Source organism: Flavobacterium macacae (assembly GCF_003865365.1).
Lineage (GTDB): Bacteria > Bacteroidota > Bacteroidia > Flavobacteriales > Flavobacteriaceae > Flavobacterium > Flavobacterium macacae.
In genome coordinates this window covers 19,628-41,348 of sequence record NZ_RQVR01000016.1, presented here as the reverse complement: position 1 = coordinate 41,348, position 21,721 = coordinate 19,628, and the positions used below count along the sequence as shown (strand labels likewise).

The 21,721-nt window shown below is 36.0% G+C and carries 17 protein-coding genes; 10 read left to right on the top strand and 7 right to left on the bottom strand.

Annotated features, from left to right (window positions below; all coding sequences use genetic code 11):
* The first annotated feature begins 1 nt into the window (after position 1).
* The 7 genes from trpA to tamL all read left to right on the top strand — a co-directional run bounded on the left by trpA (position 2) and on the right by tamL (position 12,911).
* Positions 2-766 (top strand): tryptophan synthase subunit alpha, encoded by a 765-nt coding sequence (gene trpA / locus EG849_RS12845; RefSeq protein WP_125013498.1) that lies wholly within the window; start codon positions 2-4, stop codon positions 764-766.
* Positions 767-893: 127 nt separating this feature from the next.
* Complete coding sequence (locus tag EG849_RS12840) at positions 894-1,529, top strand: YciE/YciF ferroxidase family protein (protein WP_125013497.1); 636 nt, start codon at positions 894-896, stop codon at positions 1,527-1,529.
* Between the two features lie 17 nt (positions 1,530-1,546).
* Complete coding sequence (locus tag EG849_RS12835) at positions 1,547-1,816, top strand: hypothetical protein (protein WP_125013496.1); 270 nt, start codon at positions 1,547-1,549, stop codon at positions 1,814-1,816.
* Between the two features lie 101 nt (positions 1,817-1,917).
* Positions 1,918-2,706: a non-homologous end joining protein Ku gene (gene ku, locus EG849_RS12830; protein WP_125013495.1), complete on the top strand. Its 789-nt coding sequence runs from the start codon at positions 1,918-1,920 to the stop codon at positions 2,704-2,706.
* 3 nt (positions 2,707-2,709) lie between these two features.
* On the top strand, positions 2,710-5,349 hold the full coding sequence (gene ligD, locus EG849_RS12825; protein WP_125013494.1) for a DNA ligase D: 2,640 nt from the start codon (positions 2,710-2,712) through the stop codon (positions 5,347-5,349).
* A 112-nt stretch (positions 5,350-5,461) separates the two neighbouring features.
* Complete coding sequence (locus EG849_RS12820; RefSeq protein ID WP_233581802.1) at positions 5,462-10,579, top strand: translocation/assembly module TamB domain-containing protein; 5,118 nt, start codon at positions 5,462-5,464, stop codon at positions 10,577-10,579.
* Positions 10,572-12,911 (top strand): translocation and assembly module lipoprotein TamL, encoded by a 2,340-nt coding sequence (tamL, locus tag EG849_RS12815; protein ID WP_125013493.1) that lies wholly within the window; start codon positions 10,572-10,574, stop codon positions 12,909-12,911. The genes EG849_RS12820 and tamL overlap by 8 nt, the downstream gene beginning before the upstream one ends.
* 53 nt (positions 12,912-12,964) lie before the next feature.
* Here tamL and EG849_RS12810 read toward each other — a convergent pair whose 3' ends face one another.
* The 7 genes from EG849_RS12810 to EG849_RS12780 form a co-directional block, all read right to left on the bottom strand.
* Positions 12,965-13,363 carry a hypothetical protein gene (locus tag EG849_RS12810; RefSeq protein ID WP_125013492.1) on the bottom strand — a complete coding sequence of 133 codons (399 nt, stop codon included), beginning with the start codon at positions 13,361-13,363 and terminating at the stop codon, positions 12,965-12,967.
* A 148-nt stretch (positions 13,364-13,511) separates the two neighbouring features.
* Positions 13,512-13,997: a tetratricopeptide repeat protein gene (locus EG849_RS12805; RefSeq protein WP_125013491.1), complete on the bottom strand. Its 486-nt coding sequence runs from the start codon at positions 13,995-13,997 to the stop codon at positions 13,512-13,514.
* Positions 13,998-14,043: 46 nt separating this feature from the next.
* Positions 14,044-16,533 carry an AsmA family protein gene (locus EG849_RS12800; RefSeq protein ID WP_125013490.1) on the bottom strand — a complete coding sequence of 830 codons (2,490 nt, stop codon included), beginning with the start codon at positions 16,531-16,533 and terminating at the stop codon, positions 14,044-14,046.
* Positions 16,534-16,708: 175 nt separating this feature from the next.
* Positions 16,709-17,215 carry a pyridoxamine 5'-phosphate oxidase family protein gene (locus tag EG849_RS12795; RefSeq protein ID WP_125013489.1) on the bottom strand — a complete coding sequence of 169 codons (507 nt, stop codon included), beginning with the start codon at positions 17,213-17,215 and terminating at the stop codon, positions 16,709-16,711.
* A gap of 22 nt (positions 17,216-17,237) precedes the next feature.
* Positions 17,238-17,612 (bottom strand): SpoIIAA family protein, encoded by a 375-nt coding sequence (locus tag EG849_RS12790; protein ID WP_125013488.1) that lies wholly within the window; start codon positions 17,610-17,612, stop codon positions 17,238-17,240.
* 101 nt (positions 17,613-17,713) lie between these two features.
* Positions 17,714-18,205, bottom strand: a complete 492-nt coding sequence (locus EG849_RS12785) for a GNAT family N-acetyltransferase (RefSeq protein ID WP_125013487.1) — start codon at positions 18,203-18,205, stop codon at positions 17,714-17,716.
* Entirely contained in the window at positions 18,206-18,898 is a 693-nt protein-coding gene (locus EG849_RS12780) for a DUF421 domain-containing protein (RefSeq protein WP_125013486.1), read from the bottom strand.
* Positions 18,899-19,048: 150 nt separating this feature from the next.
* On the opposite strand from EG849_RS12780, the gene EG849_RS12775 reads away from it, so the two are divergent.
* The 3 genes from EG849_RS12775 (at position 19,049) to EG849_RS12765 (ending at position 21,715) form a co-directional block, all read left to right on the top strand.
* Positions 19,049-19,597 (top strand): type 1 glutamine amidotransferase domain-containing protein, encoded by a 549-nt coding sequence (locus EG849_RS12775; RefSeq protein WP_125013485.1) that lies wholly within the window; start codon positions 19,049-19,051, stop codon positions 19,595-19,597.
* 148 nt (positions 19,598-19,745) lie between these two features.
* The gene (locus EG849_RS12770) at positions 19,746-20,702 is read left to right on the top strand and encodes a DUF3667 domain-containing protein (protein ID WP_125013484.1); all 957 of its coding nucleotides are present in this window, start codon (positions 19,746-19,748) and stop codon (positions 20,700-20,702) included.
* A gap of 11 nt (positions 20,703-20,713) precedes the next feature.
* Entirely contained in the window at positions 20,714-21,715 is a 1,002-nt protein-coding gene (locus EG849_RS12765; protein WP_125013483.1) for a M28 family metallopeptidase, read from the top strand.
* The last annotated feature ends 6 nt before the right edge of the window (positions 21,716-21,721 follow it).

Genomic DNA, 21,721 nt, shown 5'->3' with positions numbered 1-21,721 from the left:
GATGAAACGCATCCAAGATAAATTACAAGAAAATAAAAAACTGCTTTCTATTTATTTTACGGCTGGATTTCCAAATCTGAATGACACTAAAAATATTATTGAAAATTTAGAAAAATCAGGAGTTGACATGATTGAAATCGGGCTTCCGTTTAGCGATCCTTTGGCTGACGGACCCACAATTCAGGCGAGTTCTACGCAAGCCCTAAAAAACGGAATGACCTCTGCATTGCTTTTTGAACAGTTGCAAAATATCCGCGAGAGCGTAAAAATTCCGTTGCTGATAATGGGTTATTTTAATCCCATCTTACAATTCGGAGTTGAAAATTTCTGTAAAAAATGCCAAGAAATTGGAATAGACGGGTTGATTATTCCTGATTTGCCTTTGGAAATTTACGTTTCAGAATACCAAGCAATTTTCGAAAAATACGCGCTAGCCAATATTTTCCTGATTACGCCACAAACTTCCGAAGAACGCATTTTAAGAATGGATTCCATTTCAAATTCCTTTATTTATATGGTAAGCAGTGCCAGCGTTACCGGAAGCACGGATGGTTTTGGAGAAAAAGAAATGAATTATTTTGAAAGGGTTTCTAAAATGAATTTGAAAAATCCCCAAATTATCGGTTTTGGAATAAATGATAAATTGACTTTTAATCAGGCGGCCACTTTTCAAAAAGGGGCCATTATTGGGAGCAGTTTTGTGAAATTCATCAAAGAAAATGCTGTTGCTTCCCTATCAGATTTCACAAGAAATTTTATTAATTAAATTTCGCATTTTACTACTAGCAAATCATTTACAAAACAAAAAAATGTAATAAACTAAAAAAATTATGTAAGCAAAAATGAATTTGGATTTAAGAACTTTGAGATAACGAAACATAAAAAATCTCAATATGAAAAATTCAAATGCTACTGCAAAAGACAGTAAAAGCAAAACAGCTGCTGCCAGCAAAACAAAAACAACTGCTGCTACAAAGAAACCGGCAACGTCTTCTAAAACTAAAACTGTCAAGCCAAAAGCAAGCGCTGCCGACGGCTTGAGAGAATTGTTTGAAGATTCGCTGAAAGACATTTATTGGGCAGAAAAAGCACTAACAAAAGCGTTGCCAAAAATGGCTAAAAATGCTACTTCTGAAAATTTAAAAACCGCTCTTGAAGATCACTTAGGGGTTACGGAAAAGCAAGTAGAAAGATTAGAACAAGTTTTTGCGCTTATTGGAAAAAAAGCAGTCGCCAAAAAGTGCGATGCTATGGATGGTTTGATAAAAGAAGGAAACAGCATTATCGAAGAAACCCAGCCTGGTGCCGTGCGTGATGCTGGAATTATTGCAGCTTCGCAAAAAATTGAGCATTATGAAATCGCGACTTATGGAACCCTTTGCGCGTTTGCAAAGACTTTAGGCGAAGAGGAAGCGGCTGAAATTCTACATGCAACTTTAGAAGAAGAGAAAGAGGCTGATGTGACTTTAACAGAAGCGGCTTACAACACTATTAACTTCGACGCTGTTGACGAAATGGATGAAAAGTAATTTTAAAAATTCATGCTATGACAAATGATAGAAACAACGAAGAAGAATTTGCAGAAAACGACAGGCGGGGAATTGATAATCCGGAACTAAACCGTGATAAAAACAATGCGCACGACAAAGACCGCGACTTTGATGAAGACGCTGAAGAAGAAGATGAAAACGACGATTTTCACACAAACGGTCTGGACGAAGAACATTCATTGACCGATGATGAAGATGCAGACGATGAGCCAAATGAAACAAAGCCGTACCAAAAAAGAACGGTTGGCGACAGTGAAGAAAGATAATAAAAAAGTGAAGCACAACAGCTTCACTTTTTTGTTTACGTGATGTTAAAGCAAATCTGTATTTATCAAAAAAGTGATACATTTAAGTAAAAGAAAACAGTATGAAAGCAATTTGGCGCGGTGGAATCAGTTTTGGCTTGGTCAATATTCCGATTCGGCTTTTCAGCGGAGCGACGACTCATAATATTGATTTGGATATGATTAGAAAGAAAGACCAATGTAAAATTCAATATGTCAGGGTTTGCAAAAAAGACGGAAAAGAAGTGCCTTGGGATGAAATTGCCAAAGGCTACAAAAAAGAAGATGGCGATTATGTAGTTTTAGACAAGGCTGATTTTGCGAAAGCAATGCCTGAAAAAACGCAGACGATTGACATCTTTGAATTTGTATTGGAAGATGAAATTCCGTCGCAGTATTTAGAAAAACCCTATATCGTTGAACCGGCGAAAGAAGCTAAAAAAACATATGCTTTGCTTCGCGAAGCTTTAAAAAAATCTGGAAAAGTGGGTTTGGCCAAATTTGTTTTGCGCAATACCGAACATCTGGGAATCTTAAAAGTCGAAGAAGATGCGATATTGCTGATCCAAATTCGTTTTGACCAGGACTTGCGCGATCCAAAAGAAGCAAAAATTCCGAATGATGTGAAGATTTCAAAGAAAGAATTAGATATGGCGATGACCATTATTGATCAATTGACCGAGAAATTTGAGCCCGAAAAATACAAAGACACCTATAAAGAGGAACTTGAAAAAATGATTAAGAAAAAAGCCAAAACAAAAGGAAAACCGGCTAAAAAAGAAGAAACAGAAGAAAAGCCAAAAGCAAAAAAAGGCGCTTCTGATGATCTATTAGAGCAATTAAAAGCAAGTTTAGAAGCTATAAAAAATTAGATTATGCCACTTGAGAAATACAATCAAAAGCGGGATTTCAGCAAAACGAAAGAACCAAAAGGTGTAAAAAAAACTTCAAAAGGAGCCTTGACTTTTGTGGTCCAAAAACACGATGCTTCGCGATTGCACTATGATTTTAGGTTGGAAATTGATGGCGTCTTGGTGAGTTGGGCAGTTCCAAAAGGGCCTTCGGCCAATACTTCTGACAAAAGATTAGCGGTACAGACCGAAGACCATCCGATGGATTATTTTGATTTTGAAGGCACCATTCCGAAAGGAGAATATGGCGGTGGTACCGTTATGGTTTGGGATTACGGAACCTTTCGTCCTGAAAATGCAGAAAAAACGATTTCCCAAGACAATAAAATAATGAAAAAACAGCTTGCTGAGGGTTCCATAAAAATTATTTTGAAAGGAAAAAAGATGCAAGGCGCGTGGCATTTGGTTCAAATGAAAGGCAAAGAAAACATGTGGCTTTTGATGAAATCAAAAGATGAATTTGCGGGCGAAAAGATAAAATTTGATGAAAATTCAGCCGTTTCGGGTTTGGATTTTAAAGGAATTGAAGAAAACGGCAACGTGTACAGTTCTAAAAAAGGTAAAAAACTTTCAAAACCTGAAGCTGAAAAAGAAATAGCAAAAGAAAAAAAAGAAAAAGCTGATGATCAAAAACCAAAGCTAAAATTAAGGCAAAGTGATTCCGAGTTTTCAGGTGAGGATTTGGCCGAAGCCCAAAAAATAAAATCATTTCCAGAGAATTGGCGTCCGCAGTTGGCGACTTTAGCAGAAGAAGCATTTGATCATGACGACTGGATTTTTGAAAATAAATTTGACGGTTACCGCGCTTTGGCCCAAATAAAAAAGAATAAAGTAAATTTAATTTCCAGAAACGGAATTTCTTTTAATTCAAAATACAAAGAAATCGTCTCAAGTCTAGAAAAAGTAAATGATGACGTAATTTTAGATGGGGAAATTGTGGTGGAAGATTCAAAAGGTAAAAGTCATTTTCAATGGTTGCAACATTTTGATGACGATCCGAAAGGCGGAATTTTAAAGTTTTATGTCTTCGATATAATTTATTTCAAGGGGCATGATCTGCGAAATTTGAAACTTATCCAAAGAAAAAAAATCCTGAAAGCCATTCTTCCGAAATTGAAAAATATCATCTTTTCTTCGCACACGATCGGTCAAGGTTTGGAAACTTTTAATGCAGTTGAAAAACTAGGTGGCGAAGGAATTATTGCTAAAAAATCGTCCTCAAAATATTATGAAAACAAACGCTCAAAAGATTGGCTGAAAATCAAAACCAGCAAACAGCAAGAAATGGTTATTGGTGGCTTTACAGAACCCAGCGGAAGCCGAGATGGACTTGGAGCATTGCTTTTAGGATTTTACGAAAACAATGAATTCATCTATTCTGGAAAAGTAGGGACTGGATTTTCTGATGCCGTTTTAAAAGAACTCCGCACGAAATTAAACAAAATCGAACGCAAAACGCCACCGTTCAAAACGCCTCCAAAATTGCAGGGAACGCATTGGGTTTCGCCTCAGTTGGTCGCGCAGGTCAAATTTTCAGAATGGACTGAATCTGGAAGTTTGCGCCATCCGGTGTATATGGGTTTGCGAACCGATAAAAAAGCAAAAAATGTCGTTCGAGAAAAAGAAATGGCTTCTGAAAAAATAGTTTCTGGAGATAATTCCAAAGTAAAAGAAACCAAAAAATCATCTTCTACAGCAGAAAAATCAACCATTCATACAAATGAAATTACAGATAGCAAAGTAGAATTTTCAAATTTAGATAAAGTTTTCTGGCCGAAAGAAAAATATACAAAAGGCGACGTGATTGCTTATTATAATTCCATTACAGATTATATTCTACCGTATTTGAAAGACCGTCCGCAATCTTTGTTGCGAACGCCAAACGGAATTTCAAAACCCGGTTTTTTTCAGAAAAATGTGGAAGGCCAAGTTCCTGATTGGATCAAAACTCGAAAATTAAAGTCAAAATCCACAGACGAAAGCGTTACGTATCTGCTTTGCCAAGACCGCGACACCTTACTTTTTTTGGCCAATTGGGGCTGTATTGAGTTAAATCCGTGGAGCAGTCGCGTGGGAAAATTAAACAATCCTGATTACATTATTTTTGACTTGGACCCGAATGAAGCTGACATCAAAAAAATTGTAAAAACTGCATTGGCATTGAAAGAAATCCTTGATTTGCTTCAGGTGCCGGCTTATGTGAAAACTTCCGGCGGAAAAGGAATCCACGTTTTTATTCCGGTTCTGCCGAAATATTCCTATACCCAAACTCGAGAATTTTCACATTTGGTGAGCCTGATGGTTTTAAAAAAACTGCCCAAAATTGTGAGTTTAGAAAGAAGCCCGTCCAAAAGAAAAGGGAAAGTCTATCTCGATTTTTTACAAAATGGAAAAGGAAAAACAATGGCCAGCATCTACTCTATCCGCCCTCGCGAAGGCGCCAATGTCAGCACGCCTTTAGAGTGGAAAGAAATAAACGACAAATTGGATTTAAACCAATTTAGTATCAAGACACTTCCGAAAAGGCTTCAAGAAAAGGGAGATTTATGGGCCAATTTCTTTAAAGATGCAATCGATTTAAAATCAATATTAGAACAAATTTAGGAGATTGTTACCAGCTATTTTCTCTCAATTTTGGGAAGATTTTAATATAATTCTATGATTTAGTTTGTATTTTTAATTAGCGTAAGAGACCTATTTTAAACACTATTTCATTTTGAACAAACCTACTAAATCTTTTAAATTAAATAAATACGTCAGAAAAACACTAAAAATCTTAGCGTGGATCATTGGTTCATTGCTGGGGCTATTTCTTTTGATTGTGATTTTAATACAAATTCCTTATTTCCAAAACATAATTAAAGATAAGGCTGTAACTTATTTAGAAGGAAAAATCAAAACACCGGTTAAGGTCGGAAGAATTGAAATCGGACTTCCAAAATACATCATTTTAGAAGATATCTATTTTGAAAGCCAGACGGGCGATACGCTTTTAGCGGGCGATAAAGTGAAAGTGGATATCAGTCTTTTCAAGCTTTTGGACAACGAGGTAGAAATCAATTCGCTGGATTTGCAAGGAATTAACACCACCATAAAACGGGACAAAGATTCCGTTTTCAATTTTGATTATATTATTGACGCTTTTGCCTCGAACGAACCGAAAGACACCACTGCTGCACCGATGAAAATTTCGGTAAAAAACATCAATCTTGACCGCATAAAACTACGTTTTGAAGACGCCATTTCAAAGAACGACTTAAATGCCTATGTGAACCATTTTGATACAAAAATCACCAAATTTGATTTAGATAAAATGGATTTTACGGTTCCAAAAATTAATTTGGACGGATTTAAAGTAATGCTGAAACAAGGCGAAATCATTCAAGAAGTTGCCCAAAATACGGTAGAAGTGACTGATGAAGCGGTCAAAAGGCCTGACTTAAATTTAGAAGTAGGAGAGATTTTATTGGCTAATATTGATGTTGGTTTTGACAACAAGGGCTCCGCTTTAAATACAGGAATTAAATTGAAAAAACTGCTTTTGAAATTCAATGAAATCGATTTAAAAAAGCAATTTATTGATTTAGAAAAATTTGAGATTGACGGTATTTCTGGAGGTTTGACTTTTGGAAAATTAGACAAACCCATTGAAGTTCAGGCACCAGAATCTTTAAAAGCATCAGGTCCGCAATGGAAATTAAAATTGAATGAAACTTCCATTCAAAATATTGCTTTTAGATTTGATGATGAAAATTCCCCAAGAGTTAAAAAAGGGATGGATTACAAGCATTTGAATCTCGAAAATGTAAAACTTCAAGGAGAAAAATTATATTACAGCAATGATTCAATTTATGGAAATATTAAAGAATTTTCAATAAAAGACCAAAGCGGTTTGGATATTGAATCCTTAAAAACCAACTTTTTTTACGGAAGCAAAAGAGCTTCGCTTAAAAATTTATACTTAAAAACACCGCAGACTTTAGTCAAAGACGAAATAAATGTGACTTACAATGACTTGTCAAAAATCGCAGATAATTTAGGTGATTCGGGATTTGATGCAAATTTAGAAAACAGTCAAATTGGTTTCAAAGACATTTTGCTATTTGTTCCGACTTTGGAAAATCAAAATCCGTTTAAGAGCAATCCGAATGCAATTTTGTATATCAACAGTAAAGTTTATGGAAAAGTCAATGATCTTTCGATTCCTAAATTAGAAATAAGTGGCATTGGTTCGACTGTTGTTTCCGTAAGCGGAAGAATTACGGGTTTGCCCGATGTTGAAAAAGCCTATTTTGATTTGAAGATCAATCAATTGAAATCGACCGCAAAAGATATCAATATGTTTGTGCCAAAAGGAACGATTCCTGCAAATATTCAGCTTCCTTCGCAATTGTCATTGAACGGATTTTTTAAGGGCGGAATTTCAAATTTCAATACGGATATGAATTTGGCGAGCAGTTTTGGAAAGGCCAAAATCAAGGCGACTTTTGACCAAAGACGTAAAAATTATGAAAAATATGATGCCGATGCAACGATTGATAATTTTGATATCGGAAAATTGTTAAAAAATGATTCGCTTGGAAAAGTCAGCTTGAAAGCCAAAGTGAAAGGCACCGGATTTGATCCCCAAACCGCAAATGCTTCTATTGACGGAACTTTGATCAAAGCGGAATTCAATAAATACACATATAAAGACTTGAAATTAAAAGGCGCTATCAAAAACGCAAATTTTGATATTACAGCCGGAATGAACGACGTCAACCTGACTTTTGACATGGTTGCCGAAGGAAAATTTAAAGGAAAATATCCAGCCGTAAAATTAAAACTGAACACTGATATTGCCGATTTAGAAAAACTGAATCTGCACGCTGGTCCGTTGAAATTAAGAGGAAATATTTTTGCAGATATTACCGATTCGAGTCCAGAAAATTTGAATGGCAAAGTCCGTCTTTATGATTTTCTGATGGTAGATGCTAAAGAAACCTATTCACTAGATTCTATCAAAGTGGATGCTTTTTCTTCCGCAGAAATGGACTCGATCCGCATTCAATCTCAGTTTGCAAATGCTTTAATGACGGGAAATTTTCAGTACGACCAAATTGGGACGGCTTTGACAAATTCCATTTCAAAATATTACAATACAAATCCAACAGCGCCGAAAAAAACAAATTTGCCACAGCAATTTGACTTGACTTTAGTAGTGCGCGACGAACCGATCTTAATGAAACTTATGCCTCAATTGACCGCTTTGTCTCCGATAGAAATTAAGGCAAGGTATAATTCTGAAGGCGATTCCATCACGGTAAACGGAAAAATACCGAAGATTGTGTATGGAACAAATACCATCACAAACGGCGAGTTAGATATTGAAACAGACGAAGATGCGCTAATTTACAGCTTGGTTATCGACGATATCAAAAGTGGACAGATCAATTTGCCTTACACCAGCATTTCGGGGCAAGTGGCTGAAAATAAAGTAAATTATACGGTACTGATTCGCGATAATAAAGACGAGGACCAATATCTTTTGGCTGGAAGCTTGAAAGCAGAAGACGGAAATACAAAAATTTCTTTAGAGCCAGACGGCTTGGTTTTGAATTATGAGCCTTGGGACATTGACCGTGAAAATATTTTAGAATTTGGCTCCAAAGGAATATATGCCAACAATTTTGAATTGTCAAATCAAGCAAGTTCGATCAAAATTCAGTCACAATCAGAAAGCGCCAATTCGCCGTTGGATGTTACTTTAAAAGATTTTGAAATTGCCACCATTACCAATGCTGTTGCAAAAGACACGCTTTTAGCAGGCGGAAGAATCAACGGTAATGTCTTGGTAAAAGATGTGACCAAAACAATGACTTTTACCGCAGATTTGAATATTGAAGACTTTACATTTAAAACCGATACCGTTGGAAATATTGCCATAAAAGTGGACAACAACACGGCAAATACCTTGAATGCTGATGTGGCCATTAATGGCGGAGATGGAAACCAAGTGAATCTGACCGGAAATTACAGAACGGACAATTCAACTTTTGATATGAATTTGGATATTGAAAAATTGAATATGAAAAGTATCCAAGGATTTACAATGGGAGCCATTACCCAAAGCACCGGATTTTTATCTGGAGATTTTAAAATTACCGGAAACACAACTGATCCGAATGTTATCGGTGAATTAAAATTTAATGAAATTGGCTTGCGAGTGACACAGCTTGCTTCCTATTTCGATGAAATGAATGATAAAATTTCGTTTACTAATCAAGGAATCACGCTTGATAATTTCTCTGTTTCCGATAGTGATGACAACCAATTGATAGTTGACGGTCGTGTTTTGACTACAAATTATACAGATTTCGGATTTGATTTACGTGTGAACGCAGAAAATTTTAAAGTCGTAAATTCTGTAGCCAAAGACAATGATTTGTATTATGGTGATTTGTTTATTGACACCAAATTAAGCGTAAAAGGCGATTTGAACAAACCTGTGGTTCGCGGTGAATTGAAAATTAATGAAGATACTGCTTTGACGATTGTTTTACCACAATCTGATCCTTCGATTGCCGATCGTGAAGGAATTGTGGAATTCATCGACCAAGACGGTATGCAGATCGACAAGCGTTTTATCGTTGCCGATTCTTTGAACCAATCGCAATTTAAAGGAATGGATGTTTCGGTGAATATTGAAATCGTGAAAGAAGCCGAACTGACAATGATTATCGACAAAGGAAACGGTGATTATTTAAACCTAAAAGGAGAAGCGCAATTGACCGGAGGCATTGATGAATCTGGTAAAACGACTTTGACAGGGCGTTATGAATTTGACGAAGGAGCGTATGAAATGTCATTCAATTTCATCAAAAGAAGGTTTGAAATCCAAAAAGGAAGCTACATACTTTGGACAGGCGAGCCGACTACTGCCGACATCAATATTACGGCCGTTTATGAAATTGAAACCGCTCCTATTGACTTGGTTGACAATCAAATTACGACGAATAGAAATATTTACAAACAAAGAATTCCGTTTGAGACTTTGCTTAAAATGAAGGGCGAATTGCTGAAACCAGAAATTACTTTTGACATTACTTTGCCCGAAGGAAATAATACCGTTGCCACGGAAGTGACCAACCTGACCAAAACCAAATTGGCGCAACTTCGCCAGCAAGAAGGCGAATTGAACAAACAGGTTTTTGCCTTGCTTTTATTAGGAAGGTTTATCGGAGAAAATCCGTTTTCTAGTGAAGCTGGCGGTACTTCTGCAGGTTCATTAGCTCGCCAAAGCGTAAGTAAAATTTTATCGCAACAACTGAATAATTTGGCTGGAGATTTGGTTCAAGGCGTTGAATTAGATTTTGATCTGCAGTCAAGAGAAGATTACACGACGGGCTCTCGCGAAGACCGAACCGACTTAAATGTAGGCCTTTCAAAACGACTTTTAAACGACCGTCTGAAAGTGACTGTGGGAAGCAGTTTTGGATTGGAAGGCCCGCAACAAGCCAATGAAGAAACCAATAATATTGCCGGCGATCTTTCTGCCGATTACCAATTGACAAAAGATGGCCGTTATATGGTTCGCGCATATCGAAAAAACCAGTACCAAGTCGCTTTGCAGGGACAAGTTATTGAAACGGGCGTTGGATTTATCATCACCATGGATTACAACAAGTTCAGCGAACTTTTTCACAAGACGGAAGAACAGAAAAAAATCGACAGAGAAATTAAGGAAAAAGATAAATTAAGACGAGAAAAAGAGAAAGCAACGAATGAAAAGTCTGCCGAAGAACAAAAAGAACGCACTGACAAAAATGCCAAAAAAGACAAAGACAATGAATAAAAGCACCCTATATTACCTCTTTTTCGCGACCCTTTTTATAGGTGGCTGTAGCAACTTGAAATACCTACCAGAAGGTGAAGCTTTATATGTTGGGGGTTCTGTGAAAGTAGAAGACACCGCAATTTCAAAAAAAGAAAGAAAAAATCTAGAAGAACAATTAGAACCTCTGCTTCGTCCAAAACCAAACAGTTCATTTTTAGGACTGCGACCGAAATTATATTTTTACAATTTAGCAGGAGAACCTACAAAAGATAAAGGTTTCCGTTATTGGTTGCGAAACAAAGTGGGCCAGCCACCCGTTTTGTTCAGTCAAGTCGACTTGGCTTACAACGAAAGTATTCTCCAAAATTATGCCGAAAATAAAGGGTATTACAAAGTAAGAACCGAATCAGATTCTACCGGAAAAAGCAACAATAAAAAAGTTACGGCTGAATATACGGTTCGTCCGGGATATCGATACAAAATTAAAAGCGTCACGTTTCCTTCGGATACCACAAATACATTGGAAAGAGATATTGCAAAATTAGGCAGAAGAAGCCGTTTGAGAGTTGGCCAGCCCTATGATTTAGATCGAATTAAAACCGAAAGGGAACGAATTGACACCCGTTTAAAAGAACAAGGCTATTATTATTTCAGTCCAGATTATTTGCTGGTTCAAGTCGACAGCACCGTGGGAACCAAAGAAGTCGATCTGATTGTAAAAGTGAAAGAGGAAACTCCGGCCAAGGCGAAACAAATTTATACGATAGACCAAATTACGATTTATCCAAATTATACGCTTTCAACAAATGACACCACAAATGTCTTTTCAAAAGCGGTTCCTGAAAAATACAAAGATTTTACGATAATTGATACGGCACGAACTTTTGACCCGAGGATTTATGACCGAACTTTATATTTCTATAAAGGCGATGTTTACAACAGGACAGATCACAATTTGTCATTGAATCGCTTGATAAATTTGGGAACTTTTAAGTTCGTAAAAAACGAGTTCCGTCCTTCTGATTCTATCAAAAATGCTTTAAATACTACCTATTATTTGACACCGCTTCCGAAGAAATCGATTCGTGTGGAAGTTTTAGCAAAAACAAATTCAGCGAATTATACGGGCACCGAATTAAATGTAAATTGGAGCAACAGAAACACGTTTAAAGGTGCTGAATTATTGACTTTGACAGGTTTTGGCGGAATGGAAGTTCAAGTTTCGGGACAGAATAAAGGCTACAACGTTTTCCGTTTTGGAGGCGAAGCCAGTTTAGTTTGGCCCAGATTTATCGGTCCCTTTAAGATGGAATCTGGTGAAGGGTTTGTTCCAAAGACAAGAGCTTTGCTAGGATTTGAACACCAAGAAAGACAGCGACTTTATACTTTAAACACTTTTAGAGGTTCCTTTGGCTATTTGTGGAAAGAAAACGCTCGAAAGGAACATCAATTGAACGTTACCGAAATCACCTACGTAACTTCTGGAAATGTGACGCAAGAATACCAAGATCAGATCGATGGTGTTCCTGCGCAACCTGACGGAACACCCGCAATTCCTGGCAACCAAGCATTGCAACGAGTGATTGACAAGCAATTAATTTTTGGACCTACCTACTCGTATACGTACACGAATACGATGCAAAAAAGAAAGAGAAACACGATTTATTACAAAGGAAGTTTAGACCTTTCTGCAACAATTGCCGGTTTGGCAATGGGTGGCGACAAAAATGATCCCAAAGAAATATTAGGCGTTCCGTTCAGCCAGTTTGCAAGAATGGAACACGAATTTCGCCATTATTTAAAACTGGGAAAAGATTCACAATTGGCCAGCAGAATTATTGCAGGAGTTGGAGTTCCCTATGGAAATTCAGACCAAATGCCGTTCATCAAGCAGTTTTTTATTGGAGGGACAAATAGCATCCGTGCCTTTAGAGCCCGTTCAATTGGACCAGGAACTTTCTATGAAGAAACGCCCCAAAATTCATTTCTGCCCGATCAATCAGGAGACCTTAAACTGGAACTAAACACTGAATACCGCGCTAAATTATTCAGCATTGTCCACGGTGCCATTTTTGTCGACGCTGGAAATATTTGGTTGATGAACAAAGATGACCAAAGACCCGGAGCAGAGTTTACAGGAAATTTTTACGAACAATTGGCCGTGGGAACCGGTGCCGGTTTGCGTCTTGACTTATCATTATTAGTCTTGCGCCTGGACTTGGCCTTCCCTATCAGAAAACCATATTTACCAGAAGGGAACCGCTGGGTTTTAGACCAAATCCAGTTTGGAGATAGAGGTTGGAGAAAAGAAAATCTGGTCTTTAACTTGGCAATCGGCTATCCGTTTTAAGGTTTTATAAAATTATAGAAACAAAAAATGCGAAGCTTTCACTTCGCATTTTTTTATTTTTTAGCTGAAATTCTGTTTCCATACTTTTCTGAAAAAACTTTTACTCTTTCCAAGTTTAGCTTTCCTTCGTCAGTCACAATTTTATTTTCGTGAAGCATTTTAATAAAAGGCTTTATGGTCTTTTTAATTTCCACCTTTGTATTTGTCTCTAAAAATGTCACTTGAAAATAAGTTCCCGGAATTTTCGGATCTTCAAGCGGTTTAATTAAAATCAGTTGCTCGCCTTCAAGATTGCTGATAAAACATTCTTTGGCAAACATACCACAATCGCCTACACGCACATATTCTTTTCCATCGATAGAAGCTATTTCTTTTTTGATTTTCACTTCTTGGGCATTCACAGTAGTTCCAATTGCAAAAGCAGCTAGGAACAAAACTGATTTTAGTTTCATAATTTCTATAATTTATAAATTTAGTTAAGGGAATTTAACGCAGTAAATGTAATCGATTTTAGATATATGAAGTTATATTATTTCAGTATTTTATTTTATAATTATTGACCAAGTTTTCAACAGCAATGGTAACTATTTTTAATCTAAATCAAATCTCAGAGAGATCAATATTTTCCTTCACAAACTCAAGATACTTTTCTTTGCTTCCTTGAAAAATTTCTTCGCCATCCAACGTATACGAGCGCAATAAATATTCTTTTGCATTTTCAAATTCATTGGCTTCAAAATACAATTGCCCTAGGCGCAACATTATAAATGCATTATCATGCGCATTTTCTTTACTACTGCTCTTGGCATTTAAAAAATGTGGCAGTGCTTCTTTATTTTTTTCCGACATAAAATAAGCATCGCCAATAGCGCTCTCCAACCAAAAACTTTCTAAAAAAGCATGTTGTGGATTCGGAATTAATGCTAAAGCTTGTTTCCAAACGGCAATTGCTTTTTCATAATCTTCTTCATCGAAATACTCGTTTCCTTCTTCGCTTAATACTTCTAATTGCGCCGCGACTTCACCTGAAAGTTCTGAATTAAAATCTTCAGAAAAAGTATTTTCTTCACTAAATTCGGTTTTCATATGCCTTTTTATTATTTATACAAAGATCGAAAAATTTAAGCACCATCTATTCTTCCACTGCTTTTTCACTTGTCTTTTTACTGACCAATTTAATTTTCACTTTTCCGTCTTCGTCATCGCTAGCCAAAAGATGGATTACTATGCCTCGATTTCTTCGTTGTTCAAGCAATTCTTCATCTGTAATATCTTTGTCTTTTTTTGGATTTCGAAGGGGCACGTCAAGCGTAATATTAGTTCCTTTTCCGAAAGAATAAACTCCGGCCAAATCCATATTTAAGATGCTCGAATTAATTTTCATTGGATAAATTTTTATCTTTTCTCCTTTAATATCAAACTTTCCGTTAAGATTTGTAAAAGTGACGTTGTCTAAATCTCGAAACGGAAAGGCAAATTTTCCAGCACTTTTTAAGGCTTCAAAATTGACCAAAGCGCCTTTCTGCAAATCAAAATCTACGGTTCCGTTCATTGAATTTGTTACCAGTTTTCCGTCATTTGATATGCTTCCGGTAATATTTGCTTTGGAATATAAAAAGCCTTTTAAGTTCTTGGAAGACATTGATTCCATCCCAAAATTATTGAAAGCATAAAAGAATTTCTCAATATTTACATTTTTAACCACGGCATTTATGGCAAATTTATTTGTCGTTTTTCCTTGTGCAAGTAAACCATCGACATCCATAAAACCGCCAGCATGAGTGACGTGGGCATTTTTTACAGCAATTCCCGTTTGCGAAAGAAGCACATTTGCCCTGACATCAGTAGCATAGAACTTATTGTAATAAAATTTGTCCACCTGAACGTTCATTGCCACATTGCTTTTCTCAAATAAGAAATTCAAGTTGTCAGAAAATGTATTTTTATTTTTACTCTGTTTAACCATTTGTTTGCTCTTCCTGCTACCTAAAAATCCCAAAAATTCAGCCAAATGCAACTGCGGACTTTTCACTTTCCAATTCAGTACAATTCGTTCTGGATCAGTGTAATATAAATTTAAAAAATTCTGAATATCGCCTTCCATCAAAATCACGCTTTTTCCACTTTGGAGCGTTATGTTTTTAATCAAAAGTTCTTTCTCCGTAAAATCCAAAGCCACATTTGTGTTTTTAAATCGAAGTTTTCTTGGCACATATATTACATCACCATTTTTAACATTAACCAGACCTGAAAAAATTGGTTTTGTAATTTCAAAATTAACAATATCGGCTTTAAATTTTAAACTGACATCCGCATTTCCTTTAGTAAAAACCAATAAATCTTTGTCAATTGTTTTGCTTAATTTTTCGAGTGGAAATTGCGATTTAAAAGTTCCGGAAGCCATGGGCTTTTCAAAATTACTGATAAGTGCTGTGTCCATCACAAACGGAATTTCTTGGTAATCTCCTTTAAAATCTAGTAATTTCACAGCAGAATTTGGGTCGTCAAAACCTTTCCCTTTGATATATTCATTGGTGAAAATCCCTGTAAAATTGCAGTTATCCACAATACCGTCTGGAACATGAAGTCGGTTGTCTTTGATTTTCGCTTTGACATAAATCAGCGGATCGTCTTGAGAATTCAAATCGCCCACAATATCGCAGGTCACGTCAATTGGTTTTTCTAAATCAAAACGATCCAACTGCTTGCTGATATTATTGGAAAGCAAATTAGAAGCCTTTTTCCAAAGAATTTTGTCGGCAATAATTCCGATTGAAAACTGTGAATTCTCTTTTGAGATATTGAATTTTCCCTTGATATTAAAAGTGTCCTCGCCAATTTTGAGGTCGTTTGGCGAAATTAAAATGCTTTCGGCGTCTTCATTATAACGAATATCAAAATTTCCTCCAAGCGTCTTATTCTCAATAAAACTTCCATGTTTGGTATTAAAAGCAAGACTTTTTGCTAAAGCATCTAGTTTTATATGGGCATCCCATCCATCAGAATTATATTTTAATCTTCCGTTTAAATCATTGATTACAAATTGAAAAAGCTTGTTTCCTTTTTGATTATCCGAAACAAAGGTCACATTGTGGAGCTGGAAATTCTTGACTTCTGCAAAAAAACTTCCGTTCGAATTTTCTGCTTTTTTATCGTCTTTTGATTTAAAAATAGACGAATTGCTGTAGCCATTTTCAGCGGTATATAAATAAATTCTGGCGTCTTGAATCTCTATTTTTCTGATTTCAAGGGCGCCACGAAGAAACGCAAACGAATTTATCGAAATATCAAAATCATTGGCTTCCAGCAAAATATGTTGGTGGGTTTGAAAAAGACTGTCAGTTACTTTTACATTTTTTAATTGCAGAGAAATTCTTGGAAAACCTTGCAGAAATGTAGGATCCATACTTTCAGCCGTTAATTTTCCGTTGATATTTTCGTTGATTTCGGCAGTTATTGACGCCAAGAGTTCTTTTTTATGTGTGTTTACATAAAATGCCAAGCTCATGTAAGCAACGATAACAAAGAGAAAAATTCCTAAAACAATCTTAACCGAAAGCTTCGCCCAACGCGGTAATGGATTTCTTTTATTTAAGATTTCAGAAAAAGTAATTTTGTTCATAAGAGGAATTTATATCTTAAATTTAAGGGAGAAGTTTTTGGAAAGTGCTTAATTGGTGTTAAAGTTTGCTGCTTGAATCACAACTTTAATTATGTAATTGTGTTGTCAATCGTAAAAAATTGAAACAAAAAAAGCTTCCGGTTTCCCAGAAGCTTTATTTATAAAATACAAAATACTACACTGATAATTTCCCTTCGATTCCATCGTCAAGCGGTTTTCCGATCACTGCTCCAACGGCAATTTTTAAAAGCGAAACTACTTTGCCGCTTTTGGTATCCCAGTAATAAGTGTGTTCCGGCTGTACTCGAATTACGGTCAAATTTGGATCGTCTTTTCCTTCTGTGAACCACGCTTTTGCAATCGGGCTCCACTTTTCTTCTATCGTCGATTTATCTTTGTAAATAAATGCCTTTCCAAAAACATTCAAATATTCAGAACTTGCCGTTTTTGCAAAAAGCAATTGTACTTTTTCGTCTTGTTTGATGTCGAAATTTTTATCGCTGTCAGCACCGCTCAAAAACCAAATGTTTCCAAATTCATCCACTTCCTGAACGCTCATGGGCCGTGTTGAAAACGGAACGTGCGATAAATCGGTGCAAAACATACAAATCCTAATATCTTCCGCCAATTTTTTTAATTTTGAAATGGCTTCTTCATTGCTCAAATTTTTTAAATCTCCCATAATAGTGATATCTTTTTTGGTTTTATTCTACGTCAATTTTTTCGGATGTCCAATCAATGGCGCGTTCCAAGTCATTTTTTTGAAAAACCTTAAATTCGCCGGGCATAATCTTGCTAAAAAACGCAGTAAATTTATCGACCGTTTCTGAATCAGAAATGATGGAAGCGCGATTCCACTTGGTTATATTTTTGACTCCCAGCAAAGCGTCTTCCCACCAGGCTCCCAAGGAAAAATTGGCAGGGGAATTTTCAAGATAAAGCATATAATTCAGCTTTCCGGTTTTGTCGACAAGCTGTTCGACTTTTTTGTGAACTACATTAAAATCATCTTTAACCACTTCGCCACTGGCTCGGAAACCGACCATATTATCGGGTAAATTTTTTATTTGCTCAATCATGACTTTGCGTAATTTAGTTAGGTTTTACCCAAAGTTACCATTATCTAAAACGAAGTATGTTATTGATTTTAAGCCAAGTTTTATATAATTAAATACAAAATTTAGATTTTTTTCTCCATAATAAAATCTTCCATCAAATAGCCGTTTCCAATAGCAATATCTTCCTCGCCAACTTTTTCAAAACCGATTTTAGTGTAAAAATGAAAGGCTTCGTTAAACCGATTTACGTTCAAAGAAAGAAATTGCTGGCTGTTCTTTTTAGCCTTTTCAGCGATGTAATAAATCATCTTTTTGCCAATACCGCTTCCTTGGGTTTCTGGAAGAATGTAAATTTTATGGATTTTGGTTTTGGGTTCTTTATTATAATCAAATTCATAAGAAGCAAATCCAAGGAAATTGCCTGCTTCTTCCGCAATAATAAAATGATGATTCTTGGTTTCTGCCTGATTTTTTAAGGCTTCTAAATCATACATCATGGAAAACATATACTGAATTTGTTCAGAAGAAAGGATTGGGCCGTAAGTCACGGGCCACGTTTTTCCGGCAATATCTTGAATCGCTTTGTAATCGTCTGTTGGATAAATTGTAATCATTTATTTTATTCTGATGGTGTTGATGGCTTTTACCCACTCTTCTTTATTACAGCGGTCGCAATTGGCTTTCCCTTTGGATAATTCTTGAATGTTTCCACAAAATGTGCAGGCATACGTTCCGTGTATTGGAATGTTTTTACTTTTTAATTCAAATAATTGGGGCAAGATAGGCAATCCGAATTTCACGTCTTCATCGGCTTGAAAAAAAACGCTGACTTCGCCAGAAGTTTCGAGGTACGCATTTTTTATCTGTCCTAAGTGATCAATGGAATACACACGCAATTCAGAAAAAAATTCGTCTTGTGCCAAACCTTCTTTTGCAAAAGCTCCGATTGAAAATTCCCCATCTTCGATAATACATTCGGTTTTCCCTTCGATTAATTTTTCAAACCATTTGAATTTTCCGGCAAGCATGGTCACAAAACGGTACAGTAAAATAATTACGGTAAAAACCGTGATTGCCGGAATGATGCCTACATCTTCATAAAACATAGGATCGCCCGCCGCAGAACCCAAGGCAATAATGATTACCGTTTCAAAAATGGATAGTTGTTTTACACCGCGTTTTCCCGTAAAACGAAGCGTAATCAATAAGATGATAAACATAACGACGGAACGAAAAACCACTTCAAATAAAAATTCAAATGGATGGTCGTTTATTAAAAGGCGTTCCCAATCAAATATATCGTTCATAAGTAAAGTTGATTAATAGAATTTTGAAATTACGAATAAATAAAAAACCTTAACAAAGATTATGACAATTTTAATAATGTATTAATTGACAGCCCAAAATGATATTGTAACTTTATATGAATCAACTAAATATAATAAAAATACCAAATTATGACCAAGAAAATAGCCATTTTAGCGACAGACGGATTTGAAGAAAGCGAATTAAAATCCCCAAAAGAATATTTAGAACAGCAAGGCTGGACAGCTGATATTGTGAGCTTAAAAAGCGGTTCCATTAAAAGTTGGGCCGATGGAAATTGGGGAAAAGCATACGAAGTCAATAAAACCTTAGACGAGGTAACTTCAGGAGATTACCACGCGCTGGTTTTGCCAGGAGGCGTTATCAATCCAGATTTATTGCGACGAGAAGAAAAAGCAATTTCATTTGTAAAAGATTTTTTCGAAGAGAAAAAACCAGTAGCCGCCATTTGCCACGGACCGCAAATTTTAGTCAATGCTGATGTTTTAGAAGGCAGAAATATAACGTCTTTTTTTTCGGTAAAAGAAGATTTGATCAACGCCGGGGCAATCTGGACAGACAAAGAAGTAATTGTTGACAATGGATTGGTTACCAGCAGAAATCCTGACGACCTTCCGGCATTTAATAAAAAAATGGTGGAAGAAATTAAGGAAGGGAAACACGAATTGCAATCACGTTAATTTAGAGTTATTTGTAATTCATGCGTAAGGCTTCAGCACTAAGGTGATGAGGCCTTACTTTTTTATGTAAAATTGTCACTTATTAATCTTAATTTCCTTAAAAAATTTATAGTTTTAGCATCTTAAAATCATAAGTTTAAACTCTTCGATGGGACACGGAAAAATAAGAAAAAACAAAACCTGCTTGAACTGCAATTACGTGGTAGAAAATAAATTTTGCCCCAATTGTGGCCAAGAAAATACAGAAACCCGAAAGTCTTTTCATTATCTTTTTACTCACTTTGTAGAAGATTTGACACATTATGATGGAAGTTTTTGGAAAACCATAAAAGCGTTACTGTTTATACCTGGAAAACTTACGAAGGAATATTTAGCAGGCAAAAGAAAATTGTATGTGCCACCGGTGAAATTATATATTTTTATCAGTTTTGTGACATTTTTGATTCCAAATATGCTGCCTGATTATTCTTTTAGAGAAGAAATTCATTCTGAAAAAGAAGTGGAAACTAATGAAATAGAAAAAAAGGAAATAAACGATGTTGTCGTTTTTAATGGACCATCAATCGCTAATATGACACAATTGGATTCTATCCAAAACCATTTGCCAGATGCAGAAAAATTTTCTTGGTTACAATACCAAGCTTATAAATTTACAATCGCCAACAAAGGAAAAATATCAAAGTCGGAATTAAGAGAACAAATTAAAGAAAATGCAGTACACAATATTCCAAAAGTATTGTTTCTATATATGCCCCTTTTCGCATTTTTTTTATGGCTTTTCCATGACAAGAAAAAATGGTATTATTATGACAGCGGCGTCTTCACCTTGCATTATTTTGGCTTTTTATTACTTATTTTTACAATAAGTGTCGTCTTAGAATGGCTGTTTGCGTTAGTTTATAATGGCGATGAAATCTCAGGCCTGATTGGTATTGGTACCATTATTTACTCTTTCTTTTATTTTTTCAGAGCGCACAGCACTTTTTTCGGTGAGAAAAAATACATTTCCAGATTAAAAGGCTTACTTTTATTTATTATCAACATTTTCTTAATTACACTCTTTTCAATTGCGTTGCTTGCATATTCTGTGTATACAACACATTAATTTTAATTAGAATGAAAAAAACACTCATGACTGGTTTTCTGCTCTCGCTTTTTTTAGCGAGCTGTTCTTCAGTAAAACCTAACAACTACATTAAAACTATTTCTGCAGACGATTTAAAAACACATCTTTACATCGTTGCCGGTGATGAAATGGAAGGAAGAAATACAGGCGAACCAGGCCAAAAAAAGGCAGGAAGGTATTTAATTTCTCAATATGAAAAAATAGGAGTTTCTTATCCAAAAGAAGCCAAAGATTGGTACCAAAAAGTACCTGCTGAATTTATGGCGCGACCCTTTTCTCCAAAATTAGGCGACTCTGAAAATATTTGGGCCATAATTGAAGGTTCTGAAAAACCAGAAGAAATTATCGTGATTTCGGCGCATTACGACCATGTGGGAATGAAGAATGGGGAAATTTATAACGGGGCGGATGATGATGGTTCGGGAACGGTGGCGTTGTTAGAAATTGCAAAAGCATTTCAGCAAGCCAAAAAAGACGGACATGGCCCAAAACGTTCCATCTTATTTCTTCACGTCACTGGCGAAGAACACGGTTTGCATGGTTCAAGATATTATTCCGAAAATCCGCTGTTTCCATTAAAAAATACGGTTGCCGATTTGAATATAGATATGATTGGCCGCCGTGATGACAAACACAAAGACAATGGAAATTATGTATACTTGGTGGGGTCCGATCGTTTAAGTACAGATTTGCACAAGATTTCTGAAGAAGCCAATAAGAATTACACAAAATTAGAATTAGATTACAGATACAACGACAGAAACGATCCGGAACGAATTTATTTTAGGTCAGATCATTATAATTTTGCAAAAAAAGGAATTCCTTCCTTGTTTTATTACAACGGATCGCACGCTGATTATCACAAAGCCACTGACACGCCAGATAAAATTGAATATGATCTGCTGCAAAAAAGAACACAATTGGTTTTTGCGACCGCTTGGGAATTAGCCAATCGACCAGAAAGAATTAAAGTTGACCGCGATGGAAAATAAAATAAA